This window comes from Streptomyces sp. NPDC023157 (genome assembly GCF_055560575.1).
In genome coordinates, this window is record NZ_JBVHIL010000001.1 from 38,820 (window position 1) to 51,843 (window position 13,024).

17 protein-coding genes are annotated in these 13,024 nt (G+C 73.4%); 7 read left to right on the plus strand and 10 right to left on the minus strand.

Annotated features, from left to right (window positions below):
* Window positions 1-44: 44 nt before the first annotated feature.
* The 3 genes from ACZ3ZE_RS00210 to ACZ3ZE_RS00220 are packed head-to-tail and all read right to left on the minus strand — an operon-like array spanning window position 45 to window position 3,050.
* Window positions 45-1,340, minus strand: coding sequence for an amidohydrolase family protein (locus ACZ3ZE_RS00210; protein ID WP_361179662.1), 1,296 nt, complete (start codon window positions 1,338-1,340; stop codon window positions 45-47).
* A gap of 10 nt (window positions 1,341-1,350) precedes the next feature.
* Complete coding sequence (locus ACZ3ZE_RS00215) at window positions 1,351-2,235, minus strand: SDR family NAD(P)-dependent oxidoreductase (RefSeq protein WP_467256867.1); 885 nt, start codon at window positions 2,233-2,235, stop codon at window positions 1,351-1,353.
* Complete coding sequence (locus ACZ3ZE_RS00220) at window positions 2,235-3,050, minus strand: acetoacetate decarboxylase family protein (protein WP_361179657.1); 816 nt, start codon at window positions 3,048-3,050, stop codon at window positions 2,235-2,237. The genes ACZ3ZE_RS00215 and ACZ3ZE_RS00220 overlap by 1 nt, the downstream gene beginning before the upstream one ends.
* A 98-nt stretch (window positions 3,051-3,148) precedes the next feature.
* Here ACZ3ZE_RS00220 and ACZ3ZE_RS00225 point away from each other — a divergent pair, with 98 nt between their 5' ends.
* The 6 genes from ACZ3ZE_RS00225 to ACZ3ZE_RS00250 all read left to right on the plus strand — a co-directional run bounded on the left by ACZ3ZE_RS00225 (window position 3,149) and on the right by ACZ3ZE_RS00250 (window position 8,684).
* Window positions 3,149-3,856: a TetR/AcrR family transcriptional regulator gene (locus ACZ3ZE_RS00225; RefSeq protein ID WP_467256869.1), complete on the plus strand. Its 708-nt coding sequence runs from the start codon at window positions 3,149-3,151 to the stop codon at window positions 3,854-3,856.
* Between the two features lie 61 nt (window positions 3,857-3,917).
* Entirely contained in the window at window positions 3,918-4,892 is a 975-nt protein-coding gene (locus ACZ3ZE_RS00230; protein ID WP_467256871.1) for a DEDDh family exonuclease, read from the plus strand.
* 64 nt (window positions 4,893-4,956) lie between these two features.
* Complete coding sequence (locus ACZ3ZE_RS00235) at window positions 4,957-5,190, plus strand: hypothetical protein (RefSeq protein ID WP_361179650.1); 234 nt, start codon at window positions 4,957-4,959, stop codon at window positions 5,188-5,190.
* Window positions 5,191-5,296: 106 nt separating this feature from the next.
* A complete protein-coding gene (locus ACZ3ZE_RS00240; protein WP_361179647.1) occupies window positions 5,297-6,100 on the plus strand; it encodes an SURF1 family cytochrome oxidase biogenesis protein in 804 nt (267 codons plus the stop codon).
* 39 nt (window positions 6,101-6,139) lie between these two features.
* The gene (locus ACZ3ZE_RS00245; RefSeq protein WP_361179645.1) at window positions 6,140-7,924 is read left to right on the plus strand and encodes a glycoside hydrolase family 15 protein; all 1,785 of its coding nucleotides are present in this window, start codon (window positions 6,140-6,142) and stop codon (window positions 7,922-7,924) included.
* Window positions 7,925-7,928: 4 nt separating this feature from the next.
* Complete coding sequence (locus ACZ3ZE_RS00250) at window positions 7,929-8,684, plus strand: SDR family oxidoreductase (RefSeq protein ID WP_363292810.1); 756 nt, start codon at window positions 7,929-7,931, stop codon at window positions 8,682-8,684.
* Between the two features lie 7 nt (window positions 8,685-8,691).
* Here ACZ3ZE_RS00250 and amaP read toward each other — a convergent pair whose 3' ends face one another.
* The 5 genes from amaP to ACZ3ZE_RS00275 are packed head-to-tail and all read right to left on the minus strand — an operon-like array spanning window position 8,692 to window position 11,008.
* Window positions 8,692-9,279 (minus strand): alkaline shock response membrane anchor protein AmaP, encoded by a 588-nt coding sequence (gene amaP, locus ACZ3ZE_RS00255; RefSeq protein WP_361179641.1) that lies wholly within the window; start codon window positions 9,277-9,279, stop codon window positions 8,692-8,694.
* A 4-nt stretch (window positions 9,280-9,283) separates the two neighbouring features.
* Complete coding sequence (locus ACZ3ZE_RS00260) at window positions 9,284-9,952, minus strand: DUF6286 domain-containing protein (RefSeq protein WP_361179639.1); 669 nt, start codon at window positions 9,950-9,952, stop codon at window positions 9,284-9,286.
* Window positions 9,949-10,311 carry an Asp23/Gls24 family envelope stress response protein gene (locus tag ACZ3ZE_RS00265; protein ID WP_361179636.1) on the minus strand — a complete coding sequence of 121 codons (363 nt, stop codon included), beginning with the start codon at window positions 10,309-10,311 and terminating at the stop codon, window positions 9,949-9,951. The genes ACZ3ZE_RS00260 and ACZ3ZE_RS00265 overlap by 4 nt, the downstream gene beginning before the upstream one ends.
* 6 nt (window positions 10,312-10,317) lie before the next feature.
* Complete coding sequence (locus ACZ3ZE_RS00270) at window positions 10,318-10,509, minus strand: hypothetical protein (protein WP_361179634.1); 192 nt, start codon at window positions 10,507-10,509, stop codon at window positions 10,318-10,320.
* A gap of 37 nt (window positions 10,510-10,546) precedes the next feature.
* Window positions 10,547-11,008, minus strand: coding sequence for an Asp23/Gls24 family envelope stress response protein (locus ACZ3ZE_RS00275; RefSeq protein WP_442304299.1), 462 nt, complete (start codon window positions 11,006-11,008; stop codon window positions 10,547-10,549).
* An 86-nt stretch (window positions 11,009-11,094) separates the two neighbouring features.
* On the opposite strand from ACZ3ZE_RS00275, the gene ACZ3ZE_RS00280 reads away from it, so the two are divergent.
* Window positions 11,095-11,745 carry a hypothetical protein gene (locus ACZ3ZE_RS00280; RefSeq protein ID WP_361628870.1) on the plus strand — a complete coding sequence of 217 codons (651 nt, stop codon included), beginning with the start codon at window positions 11,095-11,097 and terminating at the stop codon, window positions 11,743-11,745.
* Window positions 11,746-11,785: 40 nt separating this feature from the next.
* On the opposite strand, the gene ACZ3ZE_RS00285 is transcribed toward ACZ3ZE_RS00280, so the two are convergent.
* The gene (locus tag ACZ3ZE_RS00285) at window positions 11,786-12,586 is read right to left on the minus strand and encodes an enoyl-CoA hydratase/isomerase family protein (RefSeq protein WP_361628873.1); all 801 of its coding nucleotides are present in this window, start codon (window positions 12,584-12,586) and stop codon (window positions 11,786-11,788) included.
* Window positions 12,587-12,716: 130 nt separating this feature from the next.
* The gene (locus ACZ3ZE_RS00290; RefSeq protein WP_006123601.1) at window positions 12,717-12,938 is read right to left on the minus strand and encodes a helix-turn-helix domain-containing protein; all 222 of its coding nucleotides are present in this window, start codon (window positions 12,936-12,938) and stop codon (window positions 12,717-12,719) included.
* Window positions 12,939-13,024: the final 86 nt, after the last annotated feature.

Here is a 13,024-nt window from a genome sequence, read left to right on the forward strand (position 1 = left end):
GCCGGGGGGCACGGGGGTGCCGGGGGGCACAGGGGTGCCGGGAGTCACGGCGTCACCCCCAGCACGGGGAAGTCGTGCTCCGTCAGCCAGTGCCGGCCGACCTCCCGGGAGCGCGCCCAGGACGCCTCCACCGCGGACTGGTCGGCGGGCTGGCCGAGGTCGGCGGGGGTGGGGCCGATGCGCCGGGCGATCGGATCCAGCTTCCGGACATCGAATCCGAAGACCTCCGCCGCCGCGAGACCGAGCATCCGCCGGGTCTCCGTCACCGGGATGTCGTGGAAGGTCCTGCGCAGCCAGTTCCGGGTGTCGGGCCAGGTGCCCTCCGGGTGCGGGAAGTCGGAGCCCCACAGGATGTTGTCGACGCCGATCTCGTACCGCTGCGCGAGCTCACGCCGCTTGGTGTTGGTGGCGCAGATGAACACCTGGCGGTCCAGGTACTCGCTGGGCGGCCTCTTCAACTCGGCGAAGGGGGACAGTTTCTTCCCGCCGTGCGCGCCCAGGTAGAGCCGGTCCATGAACCACAGCAGGTTGGGCAGCCACCAGCAGCCGGACTCGGCGACGCCGAACCGCAGCCCCGGGTGCCGCTCGAAGACCCCGGACCAGAGCAGGAACCACAGCGGCCGGGCCGGCCAGAACGTGACCTCGGAGACGTAGATGCCGAGGTGGTCGCCGTACTCCTCGCGCGGCGCCGCGCCCGAGTGGGTCACCACCGGCATCCCGGTCTCCGCGGCGGCCGCCCACACCGGGTCGTAACGCCGGTCGTGGTAGGGCGCCTTGTCCACCCACATGGAGGGGATCATCAGCGCGCCGAGCCCGGACTCCTTGGCGCGGTGGATCTCGGCGACGACCGCGTCCGGGTCGGCGGTGACGGGCAGCAGCGCGACCCCGCAGTGGCGCTCGGGGTTGCGGGAGACGAAGTCGGCGAGCCAGCGGTTGTGCGCCTGGGCGCCCGCCATGCCGAGCTGCGGGTCCTGGTCGCCGGAGAGCCCGAGGCCGACACCGAAGGGCGCGGCGGTCTGGCTGTCGACGGCGTCCGCGTCGGGGAACACGACCTCGGCGGCCACCCCGTCGCCGTCGAGCTCCTTGAGCCGCTGGGCGGAGTCCCAGCCGCCCCGCAGCCCTTCCTCGTTGTCGCGGAACCACTTGTCGGCGAAGGCCTCGTTGCGCACCCCGAGCCGGGTCATGGCCTCGCGCCGGGCCTCGCGCCCGGCGAGGAACTCGTCGAAGGCGCGGTGGAAGCGGGAGTCGAGATAGGGCCGGTACTCCTCGGTGGGGAGGCCGGCGTGACAGTCGGAGGAGATGATCAGGTACGGGTCGTTCGGGTCGTTCGAAGCGGTCATCACGGCCCCCTCAGTCGAGGATGAAGCTCTCCAGGTACGACGGGTTGGCGCGGTCGAGCATCGACTGCGAACGCGCCTTGATCTGCCGGTCGCTGTGCTCGCTCGCCGGGAGCATCCAGAAGCGGTCGGCCCGGATGCCGTCCACGACGTGCTCGGCGACCTCCTCGACCGGGGTGAAGGCGATCTCGTGCCCGGCCTCCTTCATGGCCGACTCCCACTGGTCGAGGCTGCGGTACGGCGTCTTGCGGGGGCGCTCCTTGGCGAACCGGTCGGGCCGGTTGCGGTGCGACTCCCACAGGCCGGTGCGGAGCATGTGCGGGCCGGGGAAGAGGACGGAGGCGCCGACCTGGGCGCGTTCCGCCCTCAGGTGCGCGTAGAGCGACTCGGTCATGGTGACGACGGCCGACTTGGTGACGGCGTAGACGGAGGCCGTCGGCAGCGGCGCGATGCCGCCGTCGCCGGAGGAGGTGTTGACGACGTGGCCGGGCTCACCGCTCGCGAGCATGCGCGGGACGAAGGCCTGGATGCCGTGGAAGACGCCCCACACGTTGACGGCGAACGCCCACTTCCAGTCGTTGGGCTCGTGCTCCCACATCCGGCCCTCGGCGCCGGAGCCCACGCCCGCGTTGTTGCACAGCACGTGGACGGCGCCGAAGGTGTCGTACGCGGCGTCGGCGAAGGCCCGCACGGAGTCGGGTTCGCTGACGTCGACGGTACGGGCGAGGATCTGCGCCCCGTCCGCCATCAGCTCCTCGGCGGCCTTGGCCAGCGGGGCCTCCTCGACGTCGCCGAGGACGACGGCCAGGCCCTCGGCGGCGAAGCGGCGGGCCATCGCGAGGCCGATGCCGCTCGCCGCGCCGGTGACGACGGCGACCTGTCCCTGTCGCAGCTCCATCAGGCACGCCCTTCCACGGAGCCCTCGGGCGGGGCGTCGAGGATCTGCTGCGGGTCGTCGTACCGCTGGTGGACGTAGGGCAGCAGGGCCTGGGCGCTGACCCGTTCCACGACCCGCCCCTTCTGGTCGGTGGTCTTCTCGCCGATGGTGATCTCGACGAGCCGGCGCACCGGGAGGTCGGCGACCGGGTCGTACATCGACTCGCGCAGCACGATGTCGCCGGTGATCCGCTCCAGGCGCCGCACCTTCTCGTTGCGGACGCAGTGGACGAGGACGGGGTCGGTGTCGAAGCCGGTGCCCGCGCCGTCCACGGCCGGCAGGAACTTGAAGTAGAAGTCGGTCTTCTGGACGGGCTCGGGCAGCGGCAGGTCACCGGAGACGGCGCCGCGCACCTCGACGAAGGCGATGCCGTGCCGGGCGAGCGAGGCCTTGACGGTGAGCCCGTCGCGCTCGACGAGGACCTCGCCCAGCTTCTTCGGCTCGCCGAAGACCTCCCGCCCGCCGGTCAGGGCGCGCTCGTGGGTCATCGGCATGACCAGCGGGTACCAGCCCTCCTGGTCGCCGTGGGCGGCGGCGACGGCGACGGACCCGGCGCCGAGGGGGTAGCCGGGCAGGTCGACCTTGCTGATGTTGGCGCGCACCAGCGGGCGCGCGGTGGGCTTGAGCGGGGGCGGCAGGACAGCCGCCACGACGTCGGGGTCGGTCTCCCAGACGGCGACCACTCCGGTGGACCAGATGTCGGGGAGCCCCGCGCTCTTCTCACGGGTCGCGGCGATCTCCGCCTCGGTGCGCGCCCCGTACCGTACTCGTGCCATGACGTACCGCCTTTCGGGAACGTATCGGCCTGTAACACAGTTACACCGACGACCCGGAAGGGTAAAGAGCCGTGCACGCACTGGAGTTGGGGGATCCGATGGCACGCACCGCATTGAGCCGCGATCAGGTACTGGACACCGCCGCCGCCCTGGTGAAGGAGCACGGCCCGACGGCCCTCACCATGCGCCGGCTCGCCGCGGAGCTCGGCACCGCGGTGACCTCGATCTACTGGCACGTCGGCAACCGCGAGTCGCTGCTCGACGCGCTCGTCGAACGCACCGTCGCCGACCTCGGCACCCTGCGCCCGCACGGCGCGGACCCCGCCGAGCGGATCGTCTCGGTGGCCCGGCTGCTGCGCCGCGCGCTGCGGGACCGCCCGCACCTGGTGGCGATGGTCCACGAACGCGGCCTGACGGAGCAGATGTTCCTGCCCGCCCAGCGCGCCCTGATCCACGAGGCCCACGCGGCCGGACTGCGCGGCGCCCGGGCGGCCGAACTGGTACGGGCGGTGCAGTTCCAGGTCGTCGGCCACGTCCTGGTGGAACGCAACCGCGAACGCTCCCCGGCCCAGTCCCCGGCCGAGACCGAACTGTGGGCAACGGGAGCCGCCACCCCGACCACCCCCGCGAACACCCCCGAAGGAACCACCGCCCCGCCGACCGCCTCCCCCGCCGACGAGGACCCGGCCCTGGCCCGCGCCCTGGCCGCCCCCGTCGACACCGAACGGCTCTTCACGACGGCGGTACGGGCGCTGGTGGCGGGGCTGCTGGGCACGCACACCGGTGCCGAGCCGTCAACGAGATGACCGGTTCCGGCCACTGAAGGGGCACCGGCAGCGGCGCTGTCACTGGCGGCCCGTATTCTCAGTGACCATGCTCGACGACCGTACGACAGCAGCGCCGTGGCCGACCGCCTACCCACAGGGGTACGCGGTCGTCGACGTGGAGACCACCGGCCTCGCCCGCGACGACCGGATAGTTTCGGCTGCCGTCTACCGGCTCGACGCCCAGGGGAACGTCGAGGACCACTGGTACACGCTCGTCAATCCCGAGCGGGACCCCGGCCCGGTGTGGATCCACGGGCTGACCAGCGACGTGCTGGCGGACGCGCCGCTCTTCCCGGAGATCGCCGAGGAGTTCTCCAGCCGGCTCGACGGCCGGGTGCTCGTCGCGCACAACGCGATGTTCGACTGGCAGATGATCGCGCGCGAGTACGCGCAGGCCGAGCGGACGGCGCCGGTGCGGCAGCGGCTGTGCACCATCGCGCTCTCCAAGGAGCTGTCGCTGCCGCTGCCCAACCACAAGCTGGAGTCGCTGGCCGCGCACTTCGGCGTGGTCCAGCAGCGGGCGCACAACGCGCTGGACGACGCCCGGGTGCTGGCCGAGGCGTTCCGCCCCAGCCTGCACGCCGCCGCCGAGCGGAACGTGCGGCTGCCCCTGCTGGAGTGCCGGCCGCTGACCGAGTGGGCCTCGGCCCCGGGCCAGCCGCGGATCGGGTACCAGGCCTCCTACCGGGGGAACAGCTGGCGGCCCTCGCGGAAGCGGCCGGCGTGCCCGTATCCCAACCCGGGACGTTACGAATCCGACAAACCGCTCAAGCAGGGCATGCGGGTGGCGTTCTCCGGCGACACCTCCGTCGACCGTGAGCTCCTGGAGGACCGTACGGTCGAGGCGGGACTGCACGTGGCGTCCAGCGTCTCCCGGGTCACCAGCCTCCTCGTGACCAACGACCCCGACTCGGCGACCTCCAAGACCGTGAAGGCCAAGGCCTTCGGCACGCCGGTCGTCGACGAGGCCGCGTACACCCAGCTGCTGCGGGACGTGACCCCGGCAGACGAGTGACGGGCCGGGGCGGGCCGGGCGCGCCGCCCGCCCCTCGCCCGCCGTCGGGCCCACCCTGTGGCGCATGGCACGTTGTGAGGTCTGCGGAAACGATTACGGGATGTCCTTCGAGGTGCACGCGCAGGGCGCGGTGCACGTCTTCGACTGCTTCTCCTGCGCCATCCACCGCATGGCGCCCATCTGCGAACACTGCCGGGTCCAGATCATCGGCCAGGGGGTCGAGGTCCAGGACAAGTGGTACTGCGGCGCGCACTGCGCCCGCGCGGAGGGGAAGGCGGGGATCGTCGACAAGGTGTGAGCGCGCGAGGCCTTTCGCGCACGGGCGGGCCACCGTCCGGCCGGTGAGGAAACGATCTGGCAACCCCCCTGCGGGCACCCCATGCGTCGAGTTGTACCGTCATGGGGTGTACCGCTTCCTGTTGTCCCGGCAGTGGGTGATCCTCACCCTCGTCGCCCTCGTCCTCATCCCCGTGATGATCGAGCTGGGCTTCTGGCAGTTCCACCGGCACGAACGCCGGGTCGCCCAGAACGCGCTGATCGAGGACAACCTGCGGGCCCGGTCCGTCCCGGTCGAGGAACTCACCTCCCCGGGGCACACCGTCCCGCGCGCCGACTACTGGCGCCGGGTGAGCGCCACCGGGACCTTCGACACCGCCCATGAGGTCGTCGTGCGCCGGCGCACCTCCGCCGACGACCGGGTCGGTGTGCACGTCCTGACCCCGCTGGTCCTGAAGGACGGCCAGGTGGTCATGGTCAACCGCGGCTGGGTGCCCGCCGCCGACGACCAGCACTCCTTCCCGAAGGTGCCGCCCGCCCCGCGCGGCGAGGTCACGGTCACCGGACGGCTCAAGGCCGACGAGACGACCGGCGCCAGCGGCATCAAGGACCTCAAGGGCCTGCCCGACCGCCAGGTCATGCTGATCAACAGCGAGCAGCAGGCCGCCCTGCTCGGCCGTACGGTGCTCGGCGGGTACATCGAGCAGACCGCGCCCGAGCCGGCCGACGGCTCGCCCGAAATGATCCCCGAGCCCGACCACGACTCGATCGGCGCGCACATGGCGTACGCCGTCCAGTGGTGGCTCTTCACGGCCGGTGTGCCGGTCGGCTGGGTGATCCTGGTGCGGCGCGAGAAGCGCGACCGGCAGGCGGCGGCCGAGGGCGCCGGAGTGACGGACGGCACGCCCGAGCCCGCCGGGGCGAGCGCCTGAACTGATTGACCGTCGCCGCTTGCGGGAACAGCCCAAAGCGTGACGCAACGTATCGACGCCTACGCCCTCATCGGCGATCTCCAGACCGCCGCGCTCGTCGGCCGCGACGGATCGGTCGACTGGCTGTGTCTGCCGCGCTTCGACTCGGCCGCGTGCTTCGCCGCGCTCCTCGGCGACGAGGACAACGGGCACTGGCGGATCGCACCCAAAGGCGCCACCACGTGCACGAGCCGCCGCTACGTCGAAGACACGCTGGTCCTGGAGACCCGCTGGGAGACCCGTACGGGCACGGTCGACGTCGTCGACTTCATGCCGCAGCGCCACAGGGCCCCCGACCTGATCCGGGTCGTGCGGGGCGTCAGCGGGAGCGTCGAGATGAGCTCGGTGCTGCGGCTGCGCTTCGACTACGGCTCGATCGTGCCGTGGGTGCGGCGGTCCGACGGGCACCGGGTCGCGGTCGCCGGACCCGACTCGGTGTGGCTGCGCAGCGAGCCGCCCGTGAAGACCTGGGGGCAGCAGTTCGCGACCTGCTCGTCGTTCACCGTCGGCGCGGGCGAGGAGGTGGCCTTCGTCCTCACCTGGCACCCCTCCCACGAGCCGCGCCCGGACCTCGTCGACCCCTTCGAGGCGCTGGAGCAGACGCTCGCGGACTGGAAGGAGTGGGCGGCCCGCTGCACCTACGAGGGCCCGTACCGGGACACCGTGGTGCGCTCGCTGATCACCCTGAAAGCTCTCACCTACGCCCCGACCGGCGGCATCGTCGCCGCCCCGACCACCTCGCTGCCCGAGGAGCTCGGCGGGGTGCGCAACTGGGACTACCGGGCCTGCTGGCTGCGGGACTCCTCCCTCACGCTCGGCGCGCTGCTCTCCGCCGGGTACGTCGAGGAGGCGGCGGCCTGGCGCGACTGGCTGCTGCGGGCGGTGGCCGGCGACCCGGCCGATCTGCAGATCATGTACGGGCCGGCCGGCGAACGGCGGCTGCCCGAGACGGCCCTGCCGTGGCTGCGCGGCTACGCCGACTCGGCGCCGGTGCGGATCGGGAACGCGGCCGTGGAGCAGTTCCAGCTCGACGTGTACGGCGAGGTGATGGACTCGCTCAGCCGCGCCCGCGAGGCCGGGATCCCCGCCGAGCGGCACGCCTGGCACCTCCAGCTGAGCCTGCTCGGCTTCCTGGAGTCGACCTGGCGGGAGCCCGACGAGGGGCTGTGGGAGGTACGCGGCCCGCGCCGTCACTTCGTGCACTCCAAGGTGATGGCCTGGGTGGCGGCCGACCGGGCGGTGCGCACCCTGGAGGCCGACCCGTCGCTGCCGGGGGACCCGGCGCGCTGGCGGGCGATGCGGGACGAGATCCACGCGGAGGTGTGCGCCAAGGGGTACGACCCGGCGCGCAACACCTTCACACAGGCGTACGGCTCGCGCGAGCTGGACGCGGCGACGCTGCTGATCCCCCAGGTCGGCTTCCTGCCGGCGGACGATCCGCGGGTGCGGGGGACGGTCGACGCGGTCCGGGCGGAGCTGACGCAGGACGGCTTCGTCCGCCGCTACTCGACGGAGGGCGCCTCGGTGGACGGGCTGCCGGGCCAGGAGGGCACCTTCCTCGTCTGCTCCTTCTGGCTCGCGGACGCGCTGCGGCTGACCGGGCGGACCGAGGAGGCGCGCGAACTGTTCGAGCGGCTGATCGGACTGTGCAGCGACGTGGGGCTGCTCGCCGAGGAGTACGACCCGGCCACGGGCCGGCAGCTGGGGAACTTCCCGCAGGCCTTCAGCCACATCGGCCTGGTGGGCACCGCCCTCGCGCTGGCCGCGGAGGAGACGGCAGGATAGGCGCATGGATCTTGGACTGAAGGACCGTGTGTACGTGGTGACCGGCGCGACGCGAGGGCTCGGCCGGGCCTCGGCGGAGGCGCTGCTCGCCGAGGGCGCGAAGGTGCTGCTGACCGGGCGCGAGGAGAGCGCGGTCGCCGCGGCGGTGGCGGAGCTCGGCCCGGGCGCGGCGGGCGTCGCCGCCGACAACGCCGACGCGGCGACCCCGCAGCGGCTGATCGCGGAGGCGCGGGCGCGGTTCGGCGGCGTCGACGGCGTGCTGATCAGCGTCGGCGGCCCGGCGCCCGGCTTCGCCGCGGAGAACACGGACGAGCAGTGGGCGGCCGCCTTCGACGCGGTCTTCCTGGGCGCGGTGCGGCTCGCCCGCGCGGCGGCGGAGGTGCTGCCCGAGGGCGGGGTCATCGGCTTCGTGCTGTCCGGTTCGGTGCACGAGCCGATCCCGGGCCTGACCATCTCCAACGGGCTGCGTCCGGGCCTGGCGGGCTTCGCCAAGTCGCTCGCCAACGACCTGGGCCCGCGCGGCATCCGGGTGATCGGGCTGCTGCCGAGCCGGATCGACACCGACCGGGTCCGCTCGCTCGACGCGCTGTCCGGCGACGCCGACGCGGCCCGCGCGGCGAACGAGGCGCGGATCCCGCTGCGCCGCTACGGCACCCCGGAGGAGTTCGGCCGCACGGCCGCGTTCCTGCTCTCCCCCGCCGCCTCGTACCTGACGGGCGTGATGCTCCCGGTGGACGGCGGGGCGCGCAACGGCTTCTGAGCTCCGGTCAGTTCACCCGGCGGGCGCGGTGCTTGACCGCCCGCAGCCGGGCCTCGGTCGGCAGGGCGGGCAGCCCGGCCGAGGTACGGGCGTTGCCCAGGGCCTCGGCCGAGAGGGTGGTCAGCGCCTCGGCCGGGGCGGCGTACGGCTCCAGGAGGAGCGCGACGCGGGTACGGGGGGCGGTACGGCGGCCGGTGAGCGAGACCCGCGCCCGGGCGACGCCGTCCTGGGCCGCCGCGTCGGCCTCCAGGACCGCCTCCAGGGTCCGGCCGCGCAGCACGGCCTCCTCGCCGTCGCCGCTGTCGACGAGCACCTCGGCGAGCCGGGCCCGCCGGAACTGGGCGATCAGCCACCACAGGGCGAGCAGCACGACGAGCCCGAGCAGGGCGATGACCAGCGGCCACCACCAGCTCTCGGCGCGCCAGTGCTGCCGCTCGGACCGGCTGAGCAGGACGTCGTCGGGGCCCGACCAGGGCCACCAGGACGGCAGGGACAGATCGAAGCCGGCCGCGAGCACGGCGCCGCCGCCCACCACGAGCAGCAGTCCCGCGAGGGCGAGCACGATCCGGTTGACGCGCCGGAGCACGACGGTCACGCCGTCACCCCTTCCTGGGCGGCCTGGCCACCCGTACCGTCAGGGCCGGCGGACGGGCCAGCCCGAGCTCGTCGATGCCGGTGGTGAGGACGCTCTCCAGGTCGGCACGGACCTCGTCGAGCGCGCGGAAGTGCGAGACCGCCCGTACGGCCGCCTTGGCCCGGCCCACCTTGACCCGCACGGACTGCACGCCGGACACCTCCATGGCCCGGTCGCGCAGGGCGAGCGCGGCGGCCTCGCGGTCGAGTCCGGCGCGCAGGTCGGGGTGTTCGCGGCGCATCGGCAGGATGCCGCGCAGGCCCGGGGTGAGGGCGAGCAGCAGCAGCCAGACGCCGAGGACCACGGCGACGCCCGCGCCGACGCGCACCCAGATGTCGTCGAGGGGGCGGGTGGCGAGTCCGTCGGCGAGGGAGCGGCGCCAGGCCATGGCGCTGTGCTCGGCGCGGACGGCCGCCACGTCGTACAGGAGCAGCCCGGCGGCGCCGAGCAGGACGGCGGCGAGGACGGCGGCGGGGATGCGCCGCACGGCCCAGAAGCGGCGCCCCGGTGGCTGCGGAGCGGCGGGGTCGGGGGTGCCGGGTGTGTCGTGGGTGTCGTGCCGGGCCGGGTCCTTGAGCACGGGCACGCGCCCGCGGTCTTCCGGGGCCGGTCCCGGTGCGGGTCCGGTGGTCATCGCAGGCGCTCCCGGGCCTTCTCGTGCGCGGTGTGCGCGGAGTGCAGTTTCTCGACGTGGACGGCGACCTCGTGGACCTCCAGGCCGGCGAGTTCCTCCACCCGGTGGCGGACCCGGCCCCGGACGGCGCCGCACTGACGTCCGATGTCGGAGGGGTAGGGGAGTTCGAGGCTCACCGAGACCCGGGCGCTCTCCCGGTGCACGACCACCGAGGCGTGCGGCTTGGAGCCGCCCTTGGGGATGCGGTCGAGCGCCTCACGGGCCGCCTGTGCGGCGATCTTGGCGACGACGCGGTCGGCGACCGTGGTCGCGCCCCGGGCGGCCGCCCCCACCCGGTCCGGGGCCAGGTCCGCTGCCACCCCGGGTCACCTCCGCCGGTCGCCGTGCTCGCGGCCCCGGAAGAGGTCGCCGAAGTCCAGGTCCCCGTCGAGGAAGCGACCGGCGATGAAGCCGATCGCCCCCAGCGCGGCGACCAGGAGGAACGCGCCGAAGCCGCCGAAGTACCCGGCGAAGCCGAGCGCCATGCCGGCCACCAGGCCGATCATCGCCATGCTCATGCTGAGCCCTTTCCGTCCTCGTCCGTCGTGCGGTCGGCTACTGGAGCCGCGACTCCGGCTCCTCGTCCTCTTCGTCCGGCAGCTTGACGTCGCTGACGGCGATGTTGACCTCGACGACCTCGAGTCCGGTCATGCGCTCGACGGCCGCGATGACGTTCTCGCGCACGGCGCCGGCGACGTCGGAGATGGAGACGCCGTAGTCGACGACGATCTCCAGGTCGAGGGCGGTCTGCACCTCGCCGACCTCGGCCTTCACGCCCCGGGTGACGCCCGACTTGCCGCCGCCTCCGCCGGGGACGCGGTCCCGGACGGCTCCGAGGGTGCGGGAGAGTCCGCTGCCCATGGCGTGGACGCCGACGACATCGCGGGCGGCGAGTCCGGCGATCTTCTCGACGACCCCGTCGGCGATCGTGGTCCGCCCCCGGGACGCGGGGTCGCCGCCACCACGCTTGATCACGGGGTTCTGCTGGTCGGAGTGCGTACTGTCAGCCATCACCATCCATCCTTCCGTGAGGCCTTTGCCTTATTTGCCCACACTAAGGGCGCTTGCCCGGTCTCGCGCCGGGGATGCGGCAGGCTGGGGTCATGACGACGGTGGAATTGGGGCGCGCGACGGACCGGCTGCTGCCGCTCGGCGCGCCAGTGGACGGGGCGTGGATCGCGGAGCGCGCGGTACGGGAGGTGCTCGCCGACGCGGCGCGGGCGGTGGGGGGCACGGCGCCGGAGCCGCCGAGGTTCCGGCTCGCCGTGGCGGCGGCCGAGACGCCGTTCCCGGTGCCGCCGGGCGGGCTCCCGCCCGGGGAGCTGGGGATCACCATGGAGTTCGCGGCGGTCGCGGGACGGCCGTTGCCGGAGCTGGCCGGGCGACTGAGGACGGCGCTGCTCGGGGCGGCCGTGGAGGCCTTCGGCCTGGTGGTGGCGGAGGTGGACCTGCGGGTGACGGATCTGCTCGACGCGCCCCCGGATCCGGTGACCCCCGCTCCGCCGCCCGGGCGAACCTCGCCGCCCACGCCCGAGGACCCGGTGGCCCTGGCGGCGCTCGCCGTGGACGGCGTGGCCGCCCTCACGGACGCCTACGGGAGCCCGGTCCAGCGCGCGGACGGGGACCTGCGCCTCGAACTGGCGGTGACCGCGGGCCGGCGCGCCCTGCACGTGGTCCGCGCCGTCCGCACGGCCGTGACCGCCGTCGCCCCGGAGGCGACGACGGTCACGGTGGTGGTGTCGGAGCTGCGCTGAGGCCCGGAAGGGGTGCCCCGGGCAGGAACGGGCAGGAAGGTCAGTCGCCGAGGCCCGCGAGGTCGCGCAGCCGGCGGGCCTGGGCGGCGCGTTCGGCGGTGCGCTGCTCCTCGTACGAACGGCCCGAGGCGCCCTGGAGCAGCGCCTTGGTCTCGATGACGGCGGAGCGCGGCGCGGCGAGCAGCGCCGCGCTGAGGTCCCGTACCGCGGCGTCGAGTTCGGCGACGGGCACGGCGATGTTGGCCAGGCCGGTGCGCTCGGCCTCCTCGGCGTGGACGAACCGGCCGGTGGCGCAGATCTCCAGGGCGCGGGCGTAGCCCACGAGGGAGACGAGGGGGTGCGTACCGGTGAGGTCCGGGACCAGGCCCAGGCTGGTCTCGCGCATGGCGAACTGCACGTCGTCGGCGACGACCCGCAGGTCGCAGGCGAGCGCGAGCTGGAAGCCCGCGCCGATGGCGTGCCCCTGGACGGCCGCGATCGACACGAGGTCGCTGCGGCGCCACCAGGTGAACGCCTCCTGGTACTCGGCGATGATCGCGTCGAGGTCCTCCTCGGACCCGCGCGCCATCTCAAGGAAGGAAGGCTCTCCGTCGAAGCCCTCGGGCGTGAACGCCTGCCGGTCGAGGCCCGCGGAGAAGGACTTGCCCTCGCCGCGCAGGACCACGACCCGCACGCTGCCCGGGAGTGACCGGCCGGCCTCCGTCAACGCCCGCCACAGAGCGGGAGACTGGGCGTTGCGCTTCGCCGGGTTGGTCAGGGTCACCGTGGCAACGGCGTCCTCGACGGTGAGCCGTACACCGTCCTTGTCGAATACGAGCTCAGAGTCGTCGAGCGTAGTCATGGGGGCGCCTCCGGTTCCGGTGCAGCACATCAGCCGTTGCTAAGTGACTGCACAGTAACCACTCGGTCGACCGCATGGACGACCGGGTGGCCACCGGGAGACCCGGTGGACCGGCGGAACCGCCCCGATGTCAGGCCGAGGCCGCCTTCTTGCCCCGTGTCGCTCCGCCGCGTCCCCGCAGCGTGACTCCGGACTCGCTGAGCATCCGGTGGACGAATCCGTAGGAGCGGCCGGTTTCCTCGGCCAGCGCCCGGATGCTCGCACCGGAGTCGTACTTCTTCTTCAGGTCTGCCGCGAGCTTGTCGCGCGCGGCGCCGGTCACCCGGCTGCCCTTCTTCAGAGTCTCGGCCACCCGTGCCTCCTCATGGGAAGTGCGCTCTGGACTTCTCATGATCACCCCTTCCGGAGTTCCTGGCCACCCATTCGACAAGGTCCGTG